Below are 18847 nucleotides of genomic sequence, written 5' to 3'. Positions count from 1 at the left end.
GTGTAACTGCTTCTACCGAGATTATCGAGGAAATCGACGAAGGAGATTCACCGAATACCAAAATAAGTAAAGAATGGTGAGGTAATCTAATTACTATCCATTTGGTTTAAAACATAAAGGGTATAATGGTAATATTTCTTCTTTAGGGAATAGTACGGCGCAGAAGTTCAAGTATAATGGTAAAGAACTAGAAGAATCATTAGGATTAAATCTTTATGAGTATGGAGCTAGGATGTATGACCCTGCAACTGCAATGTTTACATCTATTGACCCTAAAGCCGAAGAATACACTTTCCAAAGTCCTTATGTTTATGGAGCTAATAATCCTATACTTTTTCAAGAAAAAAATGGAGAAAATCCAATACGTGCTTTAATTACAGCAGGTAAAATAGCAAAGAGGGCCTATAAAACTTACAAAAAAGTTACAAAGGCAGGAAAGAAATTTACATCTAAACATCTAAAAGATATAGGTTTGGATGAAGTTGCAGATATGGCTGGAGACTTTGCTACTATTTTTGGAAACGGAGAGATAGGAATGATGGATAGAATTGGTGCTGTTGCAGATTTAGTTATAGGTACGGACTTTAATAATAAAGGACAGAAAGTTGTTAAAAACGCAATATCTAAACTAACTTCTAAAGCTAAAAAAGTTAAGGATGTTAAGAAAAGACCATCTTCGTTTAGAAAGAAAACATTAAAAGATAGTTGGGATAATGCTAAAGATGGAAAAAAGAAGGGAACAAAAAAATGTTCAACTTGTGATAAAGATGTTGAGGGAAATCCGTATAATAAGGAGAAAAGAAATGGCGAAAATGGTTGGGATAACGACCACCAACCGAAATGGAAAGATAGAGACTTATCAGGTAAAACAAGAAAAGAAGTTTTGGACGAGTACAATAAAAACACAAGGTTAAGATGTAGAAAATGTAATCGTTCAGACAATCAACAATCAATAATCAATGAATTTAGTAAATCATTTAGAAAGAAATTTAGGGCTTATAGATAAAGGCTGGAACCCCAATCATAATTATCAAGGCGTACAGTGTGTGGGGTTTAAAGACGAACCATACGAAGAATTGTATACTTACAGTACTTTAGGATTGAGTGACTTTTTACTTGAAAAAGATGGTAAAAAATATCGGTTTGAATTATTGCTATCAGTAGAACAATCTTGTAAAAGTGACGAAATAGCGTCCTTTTTAATAAATTTTGGAGAGTATCTGATAGAAAAACAAGAGGTTTTATTAAGAGGAGAAGTAAAATCTTTTGAGAATAGTATTTTTACCAAATCAAAATTTTATGGAGTATATATCTCAATACCAGTTTTTTTTGATGATGATTTTCATATCTATAAAGTTGATGAAAACAACACGGTTATTTTTGTGTCTTTAATACCGTTATATAAATCCGAAATAGAATTTATAAAAAATAATGGTTGGGAGTTATTCGAAGATTTACTTGAAGAAGAAGATATGGCTGATTTTTGGAGTTTTCAGAGGGAAGAATGGCAACTTAGATAATGTTTCAAATTAGCACTTAACAAACTCAATAAAACAATCAAGAAGATGGACTTAGGTTCATCTTTTTGTTGTTTAGGACTATAGTTTATTATAATTTTACTAGGTTTGGATATAGGTCAAGTAAGGCTACACAAGTTCTTATACATACAATTTCAATACTATTGGGCTATCGTTCGCCAAGACAGTAAGTGGAAGTTTATCGAGTCCGGTAACTACGGAATACGCCGGGAACTATATTTACAACAAGGTTTCGGGTCGTGGAGTTTCGGTAAGCTTAGCCTTCTTTAACCACCCAGAGGGTTATGTAAGTAATGATAGCGGAAGTTTAAACTATGTATACCAGTATAAAGACCATTTTGAGGGCGGAGCGTTAATAAAAGGTATGGTATACCTTTTTAGCGAACGAGCCAGCTGGCGGGTTGGCAAAGAGTATCTTATACCGATGCTAATAAGGATGGTATTGTAACTGCTTCTACCGAGATTGTTGAGGAATCTAATTACTATCCTTTCGGATTGAAGCATAAGGGATATAATGACGTGGTTCAACCTCATGGAAATTCAGTAGCACAGAAGTTTGGGTATAACGGAAAAGAGTTTGAAGAATTTTTAGGTTTAGATTGGTTGGAATATGGCGCAAGGAGTTTTGATCCTTCATTAGGTAGATTTATGAATATAGATCGATTTGCAGAAATTTATATGTCAAATACACCTTATCATTATACACTAAATAATCCAGTCTATTATGTTGATGTAAATGGAGACTGTGTGAATATACACTATGGAGAAGGTCAATCCTATACTTTTTGTGGAGATGCTACGGATGCCCCAGATAATGAGTTTGTGCAACAAACTATAACTGCTTATAATACTATGCTTGAAGCTGGAGGAGGATCTTTTACAGACTTAGTTCAAAATAAAGATAAAACAATAGGGGTTATAAAGGCAACAGGTAATCAAGAGACTGCTTATGAAGTAAATGAAGGTAGTATTTATTGGGATCCAAATGGAGGAACTATAACATCTAAAGGAACCTTTTCTTCTTATACAGATTTAGAACATGAAGGAGATCATGCTTTGAGACATCAAACTTCAAAAGATTATGAAGCTCAGCAAAAACCTGATCCAAATGATCCTGATGTTACATTAGATGAAACAATAGCAGTTAAAGCAGAGTCTAAAATGGCAAAGCAACTGGGAGAACTAAAAAAAGGTAATTCTACTAGGGATTTCTACGACGATGCTACTGCAATTAAGACGATAAGTCCTGGAAGTACTGAAATGGGTGTTCCATCAACTATTAAAAATTTAAAAAGAACAATCAAATTATTAGATGGTCGTGTAGATTGGATTGATGATACAAAAAAACTTTTAAAAAGAATTCAAACAGCAGGTAAAAAAGTAAAAACTCACAAAAATGCAAATCCTTATAAAAAATAATAATTACAACCTTATTTTGTTCTTCCTTTTCATTTTGAGTTGTTCATGTGTTAATAAAAAGCAAGACTCAATAAAAACAAAAATTTTATGTATTCCAAATCGTATGACTACATATAATATGTCTTTGTTAACTTTTGAAAAAGAGTATGAAAAATATGGACTTAAAATTGATGTTGATAATTTAAATTTTGAGAATGAACTTTATGAATTATTAGATACAATAAATACTAAAATGAGTTCTCGAAATGGTTTGAGAATAAAAATTATCACAACAAAAAAAGACAGTGTATATATGTCTTATCTTCCTAATTCTTCATTTATTTATAACGATAAAAATTTAAAAAACAATAGACTACTTTTGAATTTAGTTGTGAATGAAATTAAAGAAAATTACAAGAAAGGGAATTATATTTGTGAGGGAGAAAAATGTTCGGAAAATCCAGATGAAAAAAATGTAAAGTTTCTGGAAGTTATGTCTAATAATATATCAGATTAATTTTTTGATGAAATAGATAATGTTAAAATCAATAGTTGGTAAAAATACTAACTACTGATTTTTAAGTTCATTGAAATAGCTTTTAAAATTTTAGAAAAGGGTTAAAAGTATTTAAAAGCGGAAAAAATTGTAAGTAGTTGATTTTCCTTTTGGATTGAAACATAAAGGCTACAATAGCATAATTTCTTCTCATGGAAACTCAATGGCTCAGAAATTTGGATTTACAGGTAAAGAACATCAAGATGAATTAGGTCTTGGGTGGATTGATGTTGCAGCTCGTAATTATGATGCCGCTTTAGGTAGGTGGATGAATTTAGACCCATTAGCAGCTAAATTTGCAACCTATAGTCCATACTTATATGTTTATAATAATCCAATTAAATTTATTGACCCAGATGGTTAAGAGGGAATAGTAGTTTCTGGTTCACCAGGGAATCATAAGAATAGAGACCACTTTTTAATTAATGGGTTATATAAAGCAAAAGCAGCTAAAAAGCATTTCCAAAGAAAAGGACAAAAAGTTACATGGATTGTTTACAATGACAAAAAAAATGGTTTTACAAAAAAACAAATATCTAAGTATAAAAAATTAGCAAAAAAGGCAGGAGTAAATTTTAAAATAGTTTCAGATGTAGATGATATAGTAAATTATGTAGATAATAAAGATGGAGGAGAATCAAGGGAAAATGATAAAATTACGAGTTTTTATTATGTAGGACATGCTACTCCTGGAGATTTAGATGTTGGTTACGGAGGAACTGGAGAAAATTTTGAGCCAGATGACTTTAACAAGGATAGTTTTTCTAATGGAGCTCATATTAATGTTGTAGGAGGGTGTAGGACTAATGTGCCAGACACCTTTGAAGATTCGGTATCAACTCAGTTTTCTGAAATATTGGATAAAACATCCAAGGTTTATTCTACTAGTGTAAGAGTATATTATAGTGGAGGAATAGTATCTGATTCTAATTTAGTACAAAAAAATAATGGTACAATAAATGAGAAAAAAGGAGAGTTAAAAACTAAAATGAAAAAAATAATAATAATTATATCAACTTTTTTAGGGGTTATTCTTGGGGTTTATTTTCTAGTTGACCGTCCAATGGTACTAAATACACATATAAAAGAAATAGTTAACAACTATGATGTTAACGAGTTGGTTTTCAATCCTATTGATGATGTAAGTTTTTCATTAGGAAAGAATAAAGCATTTTTATTTTTAGATAAGAACGACTTAGAAAAGTTGCCCAAGGGTATGAAAAAAGCTAAAATGCTTGAGTGTAAGGATGATAAGTTGCTGAATGAGTTAAAAGAAAGTTTTAATTTTAGAAAAACAGATGGGGATATGTCAACATGTGAAAGTAAGTTGCTAATTTATGAAGGCGGTGATTTAGTTTTTAAGGCCTCAATTGTTTTAACAGATAATATAATTGGCTTTCAAAGTAGTTTATCTGGTTGGGTTGAAGCTACAAATGAAAAAAAATTAAAGTCTGTTTTTTTAAAGTTTGAACCAAGCAATGATTTGTTAATAAAGCTTTAATTAATTCGGTGTATATTCAGTATCCTTGCTCCCCAGCTCTCGAACGATTGTATCGTGTGACCGAGTAAGCGACAACAAATAAATGAATACATTAAACAAGCAAGAAGATGGACTTAGATTCATCTTTTAGTTGTTTAGGACAATTATTGTGTGTTTACTATAATTTTACTAGGTTTGAATATAGGTCAAGTATGGCTAAACACGTTCTTATACATACTGCTAGGATACTACTGGGGTGAAGTTAGCCAAGACAGTAACTGGAAGTGTATCGAGTCCGGTAACCACGGAATACGCCGGGAACTCCATTTATAACAAGGTTTCGGGTCATGGAGCATCGGTGAACTTAGCATTCTTTAACCACCCAGAGGGCTATGTAAGTAATGATAGTGGAAGTTTAAACTATGTATATCAATATAAGGGTCATTTTGAGGTCGGAGCGTTGATAAAAGGTATGGTATCCCTTTTTAGCGAACGATCCTGCTGGCGGGTTAGCATAGAATATCATATAAAGATGGTATTGTAAGTGCTTCTACTGAGATTGTGGAAGAAAGCCACCAAGGAGATTCACCGAATACCAAAATAAATAAAGAGCGGTGAGGTAATCTAATTATTATCCTTTTAGGCTTAAACACAAAGGTTACAACAACAACGTCTCATCCCTTGGAAATGCTACGGCGCAGAAGTTTGGGTGCAACGGGAAAGAGCTTAACGAAGAACTTGGTTTAGAATGGCACGACTTCGGTGCTAGAAATTATGATGCTAGTTTAGGTAGGTGGATGAATTTAGACCCACTTGCTGAAAAATTCTACGATTATTCTCCATATAATTACAGTTATAACATACCAACATTGTATACCAACCCTGATGGTAAAAATCCTGTTTTAGGCTTTATACTAGGAGCATTAACCGAGTATGTAGGAATTGTAGGGAGTAAAATGTTATCGGGAGATAGTTTTTCTGAAGCCAATAAATCCCAAGGAAAAGGTGATTTTATTGATATGGCAGTGGCTGGGTCTTTTGGTGCTGCATCAGGTTTTCTGGATGGGGGAGTTACAAGATTTGCTTCAAAATTAGCAGATCCTAAATTTAGAAAGGCTTTAACTTATATTTTAAATGTAGGTATTGACGCATTAGAGAGTACTTTAAAGACAGTTCTTAAAAATGATGATATTGATTTGAAAAGTATATTAGCTGGTTCTATGGCAGAGGTTGGTGTTGGTGGAGCATTTAAAACTAATGTATTTAAAGAAGCTGGAGATATTGCAAGCGCAAATTCAAAGGCCGCAAGTAAAAAAGCAAAAGATTTATCTAAAAGAAAAAGTAAAAATAATAAAAAAATAATGTATAATAAAAAAAGAGCATCAGCTCATGAGAAAACAGCAAGAGATTTTAAAATATTAGATAAAACAGGTTTTGTTGGTAGAGAATCTTTAGGTAAAACGGCAGGAAATGTTGCTCAGGATGCGACGAAGACGAATAATAATGAACAAAAGAAAAATGACGAAAAGAAATAAATTTACTTTTTTGAAAAATACAACTAATATTTTCTTAATTCTATATGTTTGTATGACTTTTTTTTTTCAATGAATCAATTTTATAATTATTATATAATTAATATGAATTTAGATAGGAGTATTGATTATATTTTTATAAAAAAAGAAATAAAAAAAGGAGGCAGAGGAAGTTCATATCTAATCAACGTTTCTTATAATCAGAAAAAGTATAATGTGAGTGTGACAGAAGATACATATTATAAGATTGAAAGAGGAGAAATCCCTGATTTGTTTTATTCAAAAAAAATAGATTTGGTCTTCTCAAAATGGGTTGTTAGACAGTATTTTAGAATTTTTGTAGTCTTCATAAGTTTTGCTATTATTGGGTTACTGATATTAGTATATAAAATCAAGGCTTTTTTAAAGATCTCAAAAAAAATGATTATGTAGTCAAGTATTTTGTTTCCCGATAGCGCGGACTTGCAGTCCGTGCCGAGTATGAGTAAGCAATTAGAAATTAAATTTTAAAATAGATAAAGTCACAGCAGTAATGTTGTGGTTTTGTTGTTTTTAAGAGTACGCTTTTTTATCGTTGTAATCACGTAAGAAAGTTTCTACGGCAAGCAATATACTACCCCGTTCTCTTTGTGGAATTTGGTTAGCGTTATTTAACCTTGACCTCCTCCCATTGAATCGGACAGCTTAGAATTAGAGTATTTAAAGTTCTTTAACCACCCAGAGGACTATGCAAGTAATGATAGTGGAGGTTTAAACTATGTATACCAATACAAAGATCATTTTGAGGACGGAGCATTAAAAAAGTATGGTATTCCTTTTTAGCGAACGAGCCAGCTGGCGGGTTGGCAAAGAGTATCAGATTACGATGGTATTCTAGCTGCTTCTACCGAGATTGTGGAAGAAATCGACGAAGGGAATTCACCGAATACTAAAATAAATAAAGAGCGGTGAGGTAATCTAATTATTATCCTTTTGGACTCAAACATAAAGAGTATAATAACGTGGTTAATGGTCAAGAATATAAATACAAAACGTATCAAGGGCAGGAAATAGCGAATTATGAGGATGGAGATCAGGTAATAGTATATGGATATAGTTATGGTGTAGCTGTAGCTGTAGCTGTAGATTTAACAGAGCAACTTAAAGAAGCTGGAATTGATGTTGATTTATTGGTGACAATTGATGGCTCAGATGGACCGCTTCAAAATGTTACTGTAAATACTGATATACCTGATAATGTAGACACAAACTTGAATATATATCAAACAGATGATTCAGGAGGATCAAGTTCATCAAGATCAAAAGGGGGCATCTTCTGGTTCTTCAAGTAGTAGTAATAGTAGCGGAAGTAGTAATAGAAGTAATAGTGGTTCTAGTAATTCACCTGGTTCAAATGGAGGTCCGAATAAAACTGTTAATCCTAAAAAGACTAACTTTATTAATAAAAATGTAACAGGAAAAGGTGTTATTAATGGAAATAAACAACAAAATGCAAAGAACACCGTTCAGCCATTAATATATACAAGGATTTATAATTATCAAAGAAACCAATAATAATGAAAAAATTAATTTTATTGTTTATTACAATGGCTTTTATGTCTTGCAATAATGATGTTGAAAACTTAAAAATAAAAGGGACAGTTAAGGGTGCTGTAACTAAAGAAGTTTTGAAAGGAATTGAAATTACAATTATTTGTTGGAAATATGGTAGCTCTCCAGATGAGAGTTACTCTGAAGATGAAACAATTACCGTAAAGACTAATGAGCAAGGTGTCTATGAATATACTTTTGATAAAGGAGCATATATAGAAGTTAAAGTTTCTAACCCAGCATATATAGATATCCATGAAACTAAAGAGGTTTTTTCTAAAAAGAATAAGATTGATTTATTTTTAGATAAAAAGTAAAATTACTTAATAAAAAAAACGCTCATCCTAACCGATGAGCGTTTTTTTTCATTCACTTCCCCAAAAATAATAATTGATTTAGAGTGTCTTTAACAACCAAGTGATTATTCCCCTAAGTTTGGGATAGTAAAGTTAGCCAAGACAGTAACTGGAAGTTTATCGAGTCTGGTGACCATTGAGTATGCCGGGCACTATATTTACAACAAGGTTTCGGGTCGTGGAGTATCGGTGAACTTAAAGTTCTTTAACCACCCAAAGAGTTATTTAGAAACAAGCAGTGGCGCCTTTGACTATGTATACCAATATAAGGATCATTTTGATGGCGGAGTGTTGATATAAGGTATGGTGTCCCTTTTTAGCGAACGAGCCAGCTGGCGGGTTGGCAAAAGAGTATCATATACCGATGCTAATAAGGATGGTATTGTAACTGCTTCTACCGAGATTATCGAGGAAATCGACAATGGAGATTCACCGAATACCAAAATAAGTAAAGAACGGTGAGGTAATCTAATTACTATCCTTTTGGCTTAAAACATAAATGGTATAATAACGTAATTAACGGAACGCATCATCCTTATGGGTTCGGAGGAAAAGAAGAGCAAGAAGAATTAAACCTCGATTGGTTGGATTTCCATGCTAGAAATTATGATGCTTCTTTAGGTAGGTGGTTTAATATAGATAACGCAGCTGAAGAATACTTTGATTTTTCTGGTTACAGTTATGTAGCAAATTCTCTAATAATAGCCTCTGACCCCACAGGGGAAAGAATTGTAATTGTTGGAGATGATGAATACACCTAAAAGGTAATCAATAGTCTTTTAGAAATTGCTTCAACCAAGGCTGGATTTGAACGGTTAAAAAACGCAATTGAATCTAGGAACACTTTAGTTATTCAGTTAGGAGATGGTACCAATGAAGTTTATGGGACTTCGCGAAATGAAGATGATACAACAACATCTTTTCTAGTTTGGACCCAGATTCGAAAGATACCTACGCTGATGGTTCTAACGGAAATGCATAGACAATACTAAATCATGAGTTTGATCATTTTAACAACAATAACCAAAAAAGAAGGTGGCCTGTTTTATTATGGAGAGCCAGAATATGACTACGATACTGAATCAACTCTTAGGCATAGCTTTCCATACTCAGAAGTTAGTGCTGTTGAGGCTGGTAATAGAGTAAGAGCTACTTACGGACATAAACTTAGAAAGGTTTATGTAGGCATCAATATTTACAATAAAAAATACTCTAACGAAAAAGGTAAACTCGTACCATCATCCAAAAAGTTTAACTCGAAAAAATATAGAGGTAAATTCTCTGACCTCCCAACTGTGGTTAGGTATTTGTGGGGAAGTAAATGGACTTTCAAAAAAGCAGGAGAACATTCGAACAAGAGAACTTATAAAAAAAAAAGAAGATGTAAATAAGTATAAACAAATAACAATAGAGAAGCCAAATGAAAAATAACAACCTATTACTAGCACTAAGCTTTCTAATATTTCTGTCATGTAGTCAAAACAAGAGCTTGATCAATCCAGCTTTTTTTAATGCCTGGAAGAAGAACACTCAAGGTTTTATAAAGGAATTCGAAAATGAAAAATGTAAAAAAATTTTAAATCAAAAAATTTCTGAAATTAATTTTGCTTTTTTAAGAGAAAAGGCCTTGGATACGATTTTCTCTAAGAACAGAAATTTTGAATCTGAAAAAATGATTGTAGAAGAATCTTTCTTTACTAATAGTCCTAAGTATATGCTAACCTTACATAGCAATAGTAAATATAAGGTTGTTTTTGAAAGAGATCATATAACTAGTTTTTCTAAGTTAAAATTTAATTCCGATGCCTTTAACAAGGCAGATATTAAGTATGACCATATCTGTAATGATTCCTTAATTTACTCTAAAGAAAAGGCAAGTATCAATATCTCTACCTTCTTTGTAAGGAAAGACAATTTATATGAAGTAGAGAAGTTGGAAATTTGGTAAAGGCTCTAGGAATGTTCCTAGCAGGATCGTATTATTAAGTGGAGTTCAACTAAGAAATAGTTAGAAGAGTTATTAGATATCTTTGTTGAGGATGAAGATTATGAATTGGCTCATAAAAATGATGCACCAGCTAGTCATGGTAATGATTATAGTGACGCGTTAGTTAAGAATCATGCAGAGCATAAAGTAGAAACCAGAATTCATAGACATAAATACAAAAAAAAAGATTAAAATATGCATCCAAAACAGATTGAAAATTTATTTAAATTAACTAATCAGGAAAGAGTAGATTATTTTATGCGTTATTGTGCAGCCTGGGAGGAAGTTTGGGGGTTAGCTATAAATGATGATGACTGGATTGTATTTAAAGATGGAGATGGAGATGAAATTTTCCCATTGTGGCCTCATCAGGATTTAGCAGAATACTGTGCTTTTGAAGAACATAAAGAAATGGGAGCCGAACCAAGATCAATATCTATTTATTCTTTTATTGATGATTTTATAAATGATCCTGATTTAAAAGATGTTTATTATGGTATTTTTTACAACAAAGAAAGGGAAGCTTTGGTTTTGAAGGGAGAAGCATTAAAAAATGGTTTAGAAGCTGAACTAGAAGAGTATGAATAGTTGTTAATAGTAGAAATTAAATTTTAAAAATAGATAACTTCACGTTATGAATAACTTATAACGTGTCTTTTTGGTTTTATAAGTATGCTTGTTTTGTTTTATAATCTCTTACAAGGGCATCAATAACGGAATAAATTTTATCTTTTTCTGCTTCTGGTAATTTTTGTATTTCTTTAAAACGTTTAATAGCTTCATTAATCAAAACATTTTCTTTATCGTATCACTTACTAAATAATCAAGAGAAACACCTAGAACATCAGTAATACGTTTAGCATAATCGACAGATGGAATGTAAACCTCCCCAAGTTAGAACTGCTTACTTGTAGAACTTTCTCAAAATTACAATGGTTTATTGTGTGTTTACTGTAATTTTACTAGGTTTGAATATAGGTCAAGTATGGCTAAACACGTTCTTATACATACTGCTAGGATGCTACTGGGGTGAAGTTAGCCAAGACAGTAGCTTGCAGTGTATCGAGTCTGGTGACTATTGAGTATGCCGGGCACTATATTTACAACATGGTCTCTAGTCGTGGAGCATCGGTGAACTTCACATTGTTTAACCACCTAGCGGGCTATGCAAGTAATGATAGTGGAGGTTTAAACTATGTATACCAATATAAGGATCATTTTGAGGACGGGGCATTAATAAAGTATGGTATTCCTTTTTAGCGAACGAGCCAGCTGGCGGGTTGGCAAAGAGTATCAGATTACGATGGTATTGTAACTGCTTCTACCCAGATTATAGAAGAAATCGACGAAGGGAATTCACCGAATACTAAAATAAATAAAGAGCGGTGAGGTAATCTAATTATTATCCTTTTGGACTTGAACATAAAGGCCTCAATAATGTAGTAAATGGAAGGGCTCACAACTGGAAATACAATAACAAAGAGCACGAACAGGTGTTTGGTTTAAATCTTTATGACTATCAAGCGAGACGATACGACCCAGCAGGTGTAAGATGGACAACCATAAACCCACTGGCAGAAGAATTTTACGAGTGGTCGCCTTATAACTGCGCATTTAACAATCCAATCAGGTTTATAGACCCTGACGGAATGCTTCCTGAAGATATAATTGTCAAGGGAGCAAATGGATCTTCGTTAACTATAGCAACAGATTTAATAGACGTAACAGTAGATGCAAGTAGTATTAGTATAGATTTTGGAGATAATAATACGTTGTCTGGTGATGATGTTTTAACAACAGCAGTGGATATTGTGGGAGTTGTAGATCCAACACCTGCTTCTGATTCTTTAGGGGATTCTTTATCTGCTAAACAAGGTGATTGGTGGGGAGCAATAGCAAGTGTTACGGGTATGATACCTTATGTAGGTGATGTTGTAAAAGCACCTAAAATAGCTAAAAGGTGTTAAAAATATAATGAAAACTATTGATGCAGGTAAAGGAACTGTAAAATAAGCGGCTAAAAAAACGGTTAAAAACGCGAAAAAAGCAACAGATAGAATCCCTAAAGCTAAAAGAGGTAAAGGGTGAGTTGAACCAAGTAAGCGTGATTCTAAAAGAGTTTATAGTAAAAAAGACAAGAAAAAAAGCATAGTAAAGATTAGATAGATTTATAAAATTTATGACTGATAAAGAAATTTATAAAAAGAAAATTAAATCAAATATCGATGAGTTTGGTTATCATGTAACTTTAGTTACTAGTCAGACAGAGCCTAGATATGCTTATACTATAGGATTGTATCAAAAATTCAATATCGAATTAGTTTTTGCTGGAGGGATTTTTTTCATGAAAGATGAAATACTTTCAATATTTAAAGCTGTAATTAATGAATTAAAGAGTAATGAAAATGCATCAAAAGTTAAAATCAAAGACTTAGGAACATTTTCTTTTACTAAGGTAGACAGATCTTGGAGTAAATTAATGTTGCTAGGAGTTTATGATTTTTTTGACATTGAAGAATTTAATGCAATTCAGATTTATCCGGATGAGCATCATTTTACTCTAGATATACCAGACCTGTCAAGAAAGTTTAATCCATCAATTGAAAAAGTATGGAAATGGTTAAAAAACGATTTGAAATATCCTGTTTCAAAAAAAATGATGGTTGTTACAAATCTTGATGCTCTGAAAGGAGTAAAAATTACTGAGATAATGAGATGGGAAGAAGATGAGTTTGAAATGTTTGCTGGTTCTGGAGATGATGTTAAAAAAGAAGAAATAAGAGTTGTTCCTTTTTCAACACTTTTAGGTATTGATGAAACATTAGGTGGTGTATTAAATTTGAAAGTAGGTAAAGGTTTTTGGAGAGGTGATGATAGTAATAAATGGAATAATTGGGGTTAGCTCCCCGCTAATTGACATTTAGTTTTAGCCCGGATAGCGCGGACTTTTAATCTTTGCAGAGTATGAGTAAGATATACAGAAATTGAATTTTAAGAATAATAAAGATAAAGCCATGTTATAAGAGATTATAGCGTAGTTTTTTATTTAGCAAGTATTCTAAGTTTACGTTTAGTAACGAAAGCATCAATAAGTTGCTTAATGGTGTTTATATCTTCGTTTTCCTTTAGCTCAACTTCTTTGAATAGATATAGTAACTCCTTGTCATTAAATTGTTCTGTAAGCTTCCCCAAGTTAGAACTGCTTAATTGTAGAACTTTCCCAAAATTAGAATAGTTTATTGTGTGTTTACTGTAATTTTACTAGGTTTGGATATAGGTCAAGTAAGGCTACACAAGTTCTTATACATACAGCTAGGATACTACTGGGGTGAAGTTAGCCAAGACAGTAACTGGAAGTGTATCTTGTCCGGTAACCACGGAATACGCCGGGAACTATATTTACAACTTCTTCAGGATCATTAGCATCTTATAGGACTTATACTATTTATAATAGGTTTGGTGAACTTCATAAATTTGGAGTAAGTGTTGCAGGTTTGATTAGATAAAATCAATTATTGAGGACAGCAGGACCTGGAGCTTATGGAAAATATTCTTCAGTAATGTATAAAGGCAAGGCACATATAATGGAAAGGTATTTGAGGGGTTTACAATTTAATTCTATAGGTCAGTATTCTTTACCAGGAATGAAAATACCTTACACTATTGATTTTAATACAGGATTACCAATAAAACCCTAAATAGAAAATGAAAAATACTATTGAAAGAACTTTGTTTTGGTTTAATGACGGAGGTAATAAACTGTTACAGTTAAATGAGAGATTTTTTTCACTAAGTGTTCTTCTGAATAGATTACTTAGTGAAAAATATATAGGAAAGAAGATTCAATTTATTAACTTATTCTTCAGAACAGAGAAAACCTATAAAATGCATCCTCAGGCCGAGAAGTTTTTTGTCTATTTTTATGATAAGCAGTTAACTTATGATGATGTTTTTGACTTGGAGTCATTTAATAAATTAAATAAGAAGGACCAAAGTAAATTTCTTTGGAAGAGAGCTTATGAAATTTTACAAGAAGCATCTATTTTTTTAAAAAACAAACAACTTTTATTAGCAAGTGATTATGCTTATAATAAGGGGATTGAAATGGGGTTAAATGCTGATTATAGGATGGTGAGCAAGGATGTAGTATTATTTAATCAGAATATGAAGGCATCTGTTTGGGTAAATTTTAAAGAAGACAAAATGTTTTCTAGTTTTACTTTAGAAAACAACGGAGATATTTTTTTTAAAAAAGAGATTGATAAAACTCAAAGTGGTATAGAATATTTTTTAGAAATTTATAAAGATATAGAACAAACGGTTGATGGGATAATAATTAGAGGGAATAGAAATGTGGAATATTTACCATTAAAAATATCTTTAGAAGAAATCAAAATAAAAGATTAGAGTAATGCAGTAAAATAGGTCATTAAAAAAAAATGGTTGTAAAAATTTAAGAGTCAGTAGTTAGTGGAAATTATAACTACTAACTTTTATGTTCATGGTAAAGATATTGCTTTTAGTTTTACTTATGATGATCATGTTTTTAGAATTGTTAATAATGTCAGTAAAATACCAGGAGCTAATCATAATAACCCCAATACCAAAGCTCTAGGTTTTGCAGAATCTGGTCATAATTTTGTATACTTAGATAGAAATTTTACTTCTAGGGCAACAGCACATGAAATTGGGCATTCGGCAGGACTTGATTATCATATAGGGACTAGTAATGAAAGAATTTATAACAAAACAGCATATAATTTTGTTTTTTACTTAAAAAAAACGGAGTGGGCTTAATAATAATGAATAATTCTTTTAAGAATTAGGCTATGAAAATAGCTACAAGTAAATAATATGGTAATAATGTGTTACCTGGTAATTTAATGCATTAATCTATGGCAACGAATTCAGCTGGCAATTCTGTGGCTGGATATAAAGTTAACTATCAACAAATACCAACAATTTCACACAAATTTTCAAATGGTAAACTTAATTCAGGATAACAGAAGTCTAATTAAATTGACATTGCTATTTTTTATCATTATATCATGCAAGACATTAAAATATAAAAGAGAGCCTTTTAGTATAGGTTTTTCCTCTCTTTATGAAAATGATAGATGCACTTTGATTTTAAATGATTCTTTGTATTTTGATAACACAAAAATAAAGACGAATCAAAGTCTTGGAATAGATTTAGTTAATGGGGTAACGGTTGTTGATGCTTCTGAATTAAGACTAAGTTTAAAGTTTTTTACTGAAATAGAAAAGGAATTAAATATAAATAGATCAATAAGCTTAGATACAGTATTATTTAAGAAAAATGGGTATAACATTTTAATTTTTGCAGGTGCCGAAAAAATTAAGATAATACAACAATTTAAAGCATTTACTTTAGATTAGGCTATTTAGTGATGTAGATTGATTGATGAAGTTAACTCCGTTTCCATACGAAATAAAATCCGAATAAATTAACTCCTTTCGTATGGTTAAGTAATAGGGGCAAAAATAAATTAATACCTTGCTCCCACATGATTGTATTGTGCGGTCGAGTAGGAGTGAGTAAGAGCAATAGATTAATAATTAAAACAATCAAGAAGATGGACTTAGGTTCATCTTTTTGTTATTTAGGACTTTAGTTTATTGTGTGTTTACTATAATTTTACTAGGTTTGGATATAGGTCAAGTATGGCTACACAAGTTCATATACATACAGCTAGGATACTACTGGGGTGAAGTTAGCCAAGACAGTAACCGGAAGCTTATCGAGTTCGATAACCACGGAATACGCCAGGAATTATATTTACAACAGGGTTTCGGGTCGTGGAGTATCGGAAAGTTTAGCCTTCTTTAACTCCCAGAGGGTTATGTAAAAACAAGCAGTGGCGCCTTTGACGATGTATACCAATACAAAGATCATTTTGATGACGGAGCATTAATAAAGTATGGTATCCCTTTTTAGCGAACGAGCCAGCGGGCGGGTTGGCAAAGAGTATCATAAAACGATGCTAATATCGATGGTATAATTACTCCAAGTAAAGAAATCATAGAGGAGAAAAACTACTATCCATTTGGATTACGTCAGCGAGGATATAATACTACTATTAACTCATTAGGAAATAGTACGGCGCAGAAATTTGGATTTACAGGTAAAGAACATCAAGATGAATTAGGTCTTGGGTGGATTGATGTTACAGCTCGTAATTATGATGCAGCACTTGGTAGATGGATGAGTATTGACCCTCTAGCTGAAAAAATGAGAAGACATTTACCCTATAATTATGCGTTCAAAAGTCCTATTTATTTTATGGATCCTGATGGAATGATGCCACATGGATCGGGTGATCCACCTAAAAAGAATCCAATAGGTAAAAAAATAGCTAGTAATTTTAGAAACTCTAATTATAAAAAACAAAACCCAGGAGGTGATTGTTTTGCTGTTTGTAAAGGAAGATTTGCTACGGCTTATAAACAAGTAATGGGTACCTCACTAAATGGAGATTTGCCTGAAAATAGTAGGTCAACTTACTATAACACAACAAAAACAATTAATTATCTTTTTGCAAGTGCTACCGGAACTCACGTAGGTTGGAAAGGATTACCAAAAGATTTAAGAGGTAAAGGTGGTGCTGCTGCTATAGTTAATGCAGGTATGGGAAGAAATGGTAGATCAGGAAGGAATTTGGAATGGAGAACTTAAGGAAGGTGCTATAATGCAAGTTTATGATTCAGAAGAAGAGTTTAACACTGTCGTTGAAGGGAATAATTCTGGTGCATATGGTCATTCCTTTATATTTTTAAGTTATGAATATGATGCTGATGGAAATATCACTGGAATGAATATTGTAGATCAAGGTTATTTGAATAATTCCACTGTTACTCAAGAAAGATTTGGAGTTTGGTTTGGGGCTAATATAACAGTAAGCAAAACTAGAGATGAAGTAATTCCAATTAGCTTGCCTTCAAATGGTATTCAATCCGTCATTTAAAAATTAGTAAGATGAAAAAAATAGATTTTAGAAAGCTAAGCATAATTATAATTTTTTTGTTTTTAACAAAAAAAGTCATAAGCCAAAATAATGGATATTATACTTCATATTTGAATGCTAAAAAAGAAAGTGAGAAAGTCAAAGTTTTAGACGTTACAGATGAAGTTATTGATGATAGTTTGTATTCGTTTATAAATCTTAAAGAGTTACGGTTAATTGAATGTAAAATAGATAGTATTAAAAACGATATTATTAATTTGTCTAATTTAGAGATAGTAAGTATAAGAACAAGTCAATTAAAATTTATAAGCGACAATTTATCAAGCTTAAAAAAAATAAAGAAAATTCAAATTACAGGAAGCCAATTGGAGCTTTTAAATTTAAATTTAGAACCCTTGAAAAAATTAAGGGTTTTAGATTTTTCTAATAATAAGATCAGTAACTTTAAATTAAGTTTGCCGAATTCTATAGAATATATAAGCCTATTTGGAAATAATATGAATTATATACCTAATGAATTATTTGATATATGTAGTTTGAAAACACTTAATCTTGAATTCAATAAAATAAAATTTATAAGTCCTAAGATTAATAAACTAGTTAATCTCCAAAAATTGTTTTTAGGAAAAAATAATTTAAGTTCATTACCAAATGAAATATACTCATTAGATAAGATGAATGAATTTAAGATTAATAACAATAATCTAGAAAAAATACAGGGAAAAATATATAAAATGAAAAGCCTAAAATTATTAAATCTTTCAAAAAATCCTTTAAAAAAAATACCACCTCTTGATGGTTTGAAAAAAACAGGGTTAAAAAAAATTATTATTAGAAATACTGATATAAACGATAAACAATTACAAACTTTAAAAAAAGAATTAAAAGATACTGAAGTTATTTTTTAAAGATTAACTAGTGAAAGTTTTCTTTAACTGTTTCTAAATTGTAAGCTGTCCGATTTAATGGGAGGAGGTCAAAATTACAATTGTTTTTAATTGCTTAGAACAATGGTTTATTGGGTGTTTACTGTAATTTTACTAGGTTTGAATATAGGTCAAGTATGGCTAAACACCTTCTTATACATACAGCTAGCATACTATTGGGCTAACGTTCGCCAAGACAGTAAGTGGAAGTTTATCGAGTCCGGTAACTACGGAATACGCTGGGAACTCATTTACAATAAGGTTTCGGGTTGTGGAGTTTCGGTGAACTTAATATCCTTTAACTACCCAGAGGGCTATGTAAGTAATGATAGTGGAAGTTTAAACTATGTATACCAATACAAAGATCATTTTGAGGACTGAGCATTAATAAGGTATGGTATTCCTTTTTAACGAACGACAGCTGTCGGATTGGCAAAGATCATGATATACCGATTCTAATAAGGATGGTATTGTAACTGCTTCTACCAAATGTTCAGA

At 31.8% G+C, this 18847-nt stretch carries 23 protein-coding genes and 5 pseudogenes; 27 read left to right on the top strand and 1 reads right to left on the bottom strand.

Features of this window, described 5'->3' with window-relative positions:
- Positions 1 to 103: 103 nt before the first annotated feature.
- The 17 genes and pseudogenes from ACKTS5_RS10065 to ACKTS5_RS09985 all read left to right on the top strand — a co-directional run.
- Positions 104 to 340: pseudogene (locus ACKTS5_RS10065) on the top strand (RHS repeat-associated core domain-containing protein); the annotation flags it as partial.
- 150 nt (positions 341 to 490) lie between these two features.
- Positions 491 to 1006 carry a GH-E family nuclease gene (locus ACKTS5_RS10060; RefSeq protein WP_408044632.1) on the top strand — a complete coding sequence of 172 codons (516 nt, stop codon included), beginning with the start codon at positions 491 to 493 and terminating at the stop codon, positions 1004 to 1006.
- On the top strand, positions 960 to 1520 hold the full coding sequence (locus ACKTS5_RS10055; protein ID WP_408043737.1) for a suppressor of fused domain protein: 561 nt from the start codon (positions 960 to 962) through the stop codon (positions 1518 to 1520). The genes ACKTS5_RS10060 and ACKTS5_RS10055 overlap by 47 nt, the downstream gene beginning before the upstream one ends.
- Before the next feature lie 411 nt (positions 1521 to 1931).
- The gene (locus ACKTS5_RS10050) at positions 1932 to 2957 is read left to right on the top strand and encodes an RHS repeat-associated core domain-containing protein (protein ID WP_408044631.1); all 1026 of its coding nucleotides are present in this window, start codon (positions 1932 to 1934) and stop codon (positions 2955 to 2957) included.
- Positions 2935 to 3453 carry a hypothetical protein gene (locus ACKTS5_RS10045; RefSeq protein WP_408043736.1) on the top strand — a complete coding sequence of 173 codons (519 nt, stop codon included), beginning with the start codon at positions 2935 to 2937 and terminating at the stop codon, positions 3451 to 3453. Before ACKTS5_RS10050 ends, ACKTS5_RS10045 begins: the two co-directional genes overlap by 23 nt.
- A 202-nt stretch (positions 3454 to 3655) precedes the next feature.
- Positions 3656 to 3856 carry an RHS repeat domain-containing protein gene (locus tag ACKTS5_RS10040; protein WP_408043735.1) on the top strand — a complete coding sequence of 67 codons (201 nt, stop codon included), beginning with the start codon at positions 3656 to 3658 and terminating at the stop codon, positions 3854 to 3856.
- A gap of 492 nt (positions 3857 to 4348) precedes the next feature.
- Positions 4349 to 4993 (top strand): hypothetical protein, encoded by a 645-nt coding sequence (locus tag ACKTS5_RS10035; protein WP_408043734.1) that lies wholly within the window; start codon positions 4349 to 4351, stop codon positions 4991 to 4993.
- Between the two features lie 235 nt (positions 4994 to 5228).
- Positions 5229 to 5516, top strand: a complete 288-nt coding sequence (locus ACKTS5_RS10030) for a hypothetical protein (protein ID WP_408043733.1) — start codon at positions 5229 to 5231, stop codon at positions 5514 to 5516.
- A gap of 157 nt (positions 5517 to 5673) precedes the next feature.
- A pseudogene (locus ACKTS5_RS10025) lies at positions 5674 to 6507 on the top strand (RHS repeat domain-containing protein); the annotation flags it as partial.
- Positions 6508 to 6609: 102 nt separating this feature from the next.
- A complete protein-coding gene (locus ACKTS5_RS10020) occupies positions 6610 to 6936 on the top strand; it encodes a hypothetical protein (RefSeq protein WP_408043732.1) in 327 nt (108 codons plus the stop codon).
- Between the two features lie 569 nt (positions 6937 to 7505).
- Positions 7506 to 7835 carry a hypothetical protein gene (locus ACKTS5_RS10015; RefSeq protein WP_408043731.1) on the top strand — a complete coding sequence of 110 codons (330 nt, stop codon included), beginning with the start codon at positions 7506 to 7508 and terminating at the stop codon, positions 7833 to 7835.
- Positions 7836 to 8060: 225 nt separating this feature from the next.
- Positions 8061 to 8411, top strand: coding sequence for a hypothetical protein (locus ACKTS5_RS10010; protein ID WP_408043730.1), 351 nt, complete (start codon positions 8061 to 8063; stop codon positions 8409 to 8411).
- 168 nt (positions 8412 to 8579) lie between these two features.
- A complete protein-coding gene (locus ACKTS5_RS10005; RefSeq protein WP_408043729.1) occupies positions 8580 to 8750 on the top strand; it encodes a hypothetical protein in 171 nt (56 codons plus the stop codon).
- A 185-nt stretch (positions 8751 to 8935) separates the two neighbouring features.
- Positions 8936 to 9211, top strand: a pseudogene (locus ACKTS5_RS10000) (RHS repeat-associated core domain-containing protein); the annotation flags it as partial.
- Positions 9212 to 9445: 234 nt separating this feature from the next.
- Complete coding sequence (locus tag ACKTS5_RS09995) at positions 9446 to 9841, top strand: hypothetical protein (protein WP_408043728.1); 396 nt, start codon at positions 9446 to 9448, stop codon at positions 9839 to 9841.
- A 29-nt stretch (positions 9842 to 9870) separates the two neighbouring features.
- Positions 9871 to 10398 carry a hypothetical protein gene (locus tag ACKTS5_RS09990; protein WP_408043727.1) on the top strand — a complete coding sequence of 176 codons (528 nt, stop codon included), beginning with the start codon at positions 9871 to 9873 and terminating at the stop codon, positions 10396 to 10398.
- A 234-nt stretch (positions 10399 to 10632) separates the two neighbouring features.
- Positions 10633 to 11025, top strand: a complete 393-nt coding sequence (locus ACKTS5_RS09985; protein WP_408043726.1) for a DUF2750 domain-containing protein — start codon at positions 10633 to 10635, stop codon at positions 11023 to 11025.
- Positions 11026 to 11101: 76 nt separating this feature from the next.
- Here ACKTS5_RS09985 and ACKTS5_RS09980 read toward each other — a convergent pair.
- A pseudogene (locus ACKTS5_RS09980) lies at positions 11102 to 11316 on the bottom strand (helix-turn-helix domain-containing protein); the annotation flags it as partial.
- A gap of 150 nt (positions 11317 to 11466) precedes the next feature.
- On the opposite strand from ACKTS5_RS09980, the gene ACKTS5_RS09975 reads away from it, so the two are divergent.
- The 10 genes and pseudogenes from ACKTS5_RS09975 (at position 11467) to ACKTS5_RS09930 (ending at position 18730) form a co-directional block, all read left to right on the top strand.
- Positions 11467 to 11697, top strand: a complete 231-nt coding sequence (locus ACKTS5_RS09975; RefSeq protein ID WP_408043725.1) for a hypothetical protein — start codon at positions 11467 to 11469, stop codon at positions 11695 to 11697.
- Between the two features lie 152 nt (positions 11698 to 11849).
- Positions 11850 to 12404 (top strand): annotated as a pseudogene (locus tag ACKTS5_RS09970) (RHS repeat-associated core domain-containing protein); the annotation flags it as partial.
- Between the two features lie 212 nt (positions 12405 to 12616).
- Positions 12617 to 13339 carry a DUF4262 domain-containing protein gene (locus ACKTS5_RS09965; RefSeq protein ID WP_408043724.1) on the top strand — a complete coding sequence of 241 codons (723 nt, stop codon included), beginning with the start codon at positions 12617 to 12619 and terminating at the stop codon, positions 13337 to 13339.
- A gap of 803 nt (positions 13340 to 14142) precedes the next feature.
- Complete coding sequence (locus tag ACKTS5_RS09960) at positions 14143 to 14844, top strand: hypothetical protein (protein WP_408043723.1); 702 nt, start codon at positions 14143 to 14145, stop codon at positions 14842 to 14844.
- 63 nt (positions 14845 to 14907) lie between these two features.
- The gene (locus ACKTS5_RS09955; RefSeq protein ID WP_408043722.1) at positions 14908 to 15234 is read left to right on the top strand and encodes a hypothetical protein; all 327 of its coding nucleotides are present in this window, start codon (positions 14908 to 14910) and stop codon (positions 15232 to 15234) included.
- A gap of 183 nt (positions 15235 to 15417) precedes the next feature.
- The gene (locus ACKTS5_RS09950) at positions 15418 to 15837 is read left to right on the top strand and encodes a hypothetical protein (protein ID WP_408043721.1); all 420 of its coding nucleotides are present in this window, start codon (positions 15418 to 15420) and stop codon (positions 15835 to 15837) included.
- 610 nt (positions 15838 to 16447) lie between these two features.
- Complete coding sequence (locus ACKTS5_RS09945) at positions 16448 to 17134, top strand: RHS repeat domain-containing protein (protein ID WP_408044630.1); 687 nt, start codon at positions 16448 to 16450, stop codon at positions 17132 to 17134.
- Complete coding sequence (locus ACKTS5_RS09940; protein ID WP_408043720.1) at positions 17097 to 17423, top strand: hypothetical protein; 327 nt, start codon at positions 17097 to 17099, stop codon at positions 17421 to 17423. The genes ACKTS5_RS09945 and ACKTS5_RS09940 overlap by 38 nt, the downstream gene beginning before the upstream one ends.
- Positions 17424 to 17434: 11 nt before the next feature.
- Positions 17435 to 18331 (top strand): leucine-rich repeat domain-containing protein, encoded by an 897-nt coding sequence (locus tag ACKTS5_RS09935; protein ID WP_408043719.1) that lies wholly within the window; start codon positions 17435 to 17437, stop codon positions 18329 to 18331.
- A 138-nt stretch (positions 18332 to 18469) separates the two neighbouring features.
- Entirely contained in the window at positions 18470 to 18730 is a 261-nt protein-coding gene (locus tag ACKTS5_RS09930) for a hypothetical protein (RefSeq protein WP_408043718.1), read from the top strand.
- The last annotated feature ends 117 nt before the right edge of the window (positions 18731 to 18847 follow it).

The sequence above is a fragment of the Tenacibaculum litopenaei genome, assembly GCF_964514025.1.
Classification (GTDB): domain Bacteria; phylum Bacteroidota; class Bacteroidia; order Flavobacteriales; family Flavobacteriaceae; genus Polaribacter; species Polaribacter litopenaei.
Note: the sequence above shows the minus strand (reverse complement) of the source record. Positions and strands in the feature narration are given on the sequence as shown.

Bases quoted from the DNA above. Each gene is read 5' to 3' on its own strand.
- ACKTS5_RS10010 (WP_408043730.1), top strand. From the start codon at position 8,061: ATGAAAAAATTAATTTTATTGTTTATTACAATGGCTTTTATGTCTTGC.
- ACKTS5_RS09965 (WP_408043724.1), top strand. From the start codon at position 12,617: ATGACTGATAAAGAAATTTATAAAAAGAAAATTAAATCAAATATCGAT.
- ACKTS5_RS10045 (WP_408043736.1), top strand. From the start codon at position 2,935: ATGCAAATCCTTATAAAAAATAATAATTACAACCTTATTTTGTTCTTC.
- ACKTS5_RS09990 (WP_408043727.1), top strand. From the start codon at position 9,871: ATGAAAAATAACAACCTATTACTAGCACTAAGCTTTCTAATATTTCTG.
- ACKTS5_RS10055 (WP_408043737.1), top strand. From the start codon at position 960: ATGAATTTAGTAAATCATTTAGAAAGAAATTTAGGGCTTATAGATAAA.
- ACKTS5_RS09995 (WP_408043728.1), top strand. From the start codon at position 9,446: ATGAGTTTGATCATTTTAACAACAATAACCAAAAAAGAAGGTGGCCTG.
- ACKTS5_RS09950 (WP_408043721.1), top strand. From the start codon at position 15,418: ATGGTAAACTTAATTCAGGATAACAGAAGTCTAATTAAATTGACATTG.
- ACKTS5_RS10060 (WP_408044632.1), top strand. From the start codon at position 491: ATGGCTGGAGACTTTGCTACTATTTTTGGAAACGGAGAGATAGGAATG.
- ACKTS5_RS09960 (WP_408043723.1), top strand. From the start codon at position 14,143: ATGAAAAATACTATTGAAAGAACTTTGTTTTGGTTTAATGACGGAGGT.
- ACKTS5_RS10040 (WP_408043735.1), top strand. From the start codon at position 3,656: ATGGCTCAGAAATTTGGATTTACAGGTAAAGAACATCAAGATGAATTA.
- ACKTS5_RS09940 (WP_408043720.1), top strand. From the start codon at position 17,097: ATGGTAGATCAGGAAGGAATTTGGAATGGAGAACTTAAGGAAGGTGCT.
- ACKTS5_RS10020 (WP_408043732.1), top strand. From the start codon at position 6,610: ATGAATTTAGATAGGAGTATTGATTATATTTTTATAAAAAAAGAAATA.
- ACKTS5_RS09985 (WP_408043726.1), top strand. From the start codon at position 10,633: ATGCATCCAAAACAGATTGAAAATTTATTTAAATTAACTAATCAGGAA.
- ACKTS5_RS09935 (WP_408043719.1), top strand. From the start codon at position 17,435: ATGAAAAAAATAGATTTTAGAAAGCTAAGCATAATTATAATTTTTTTG.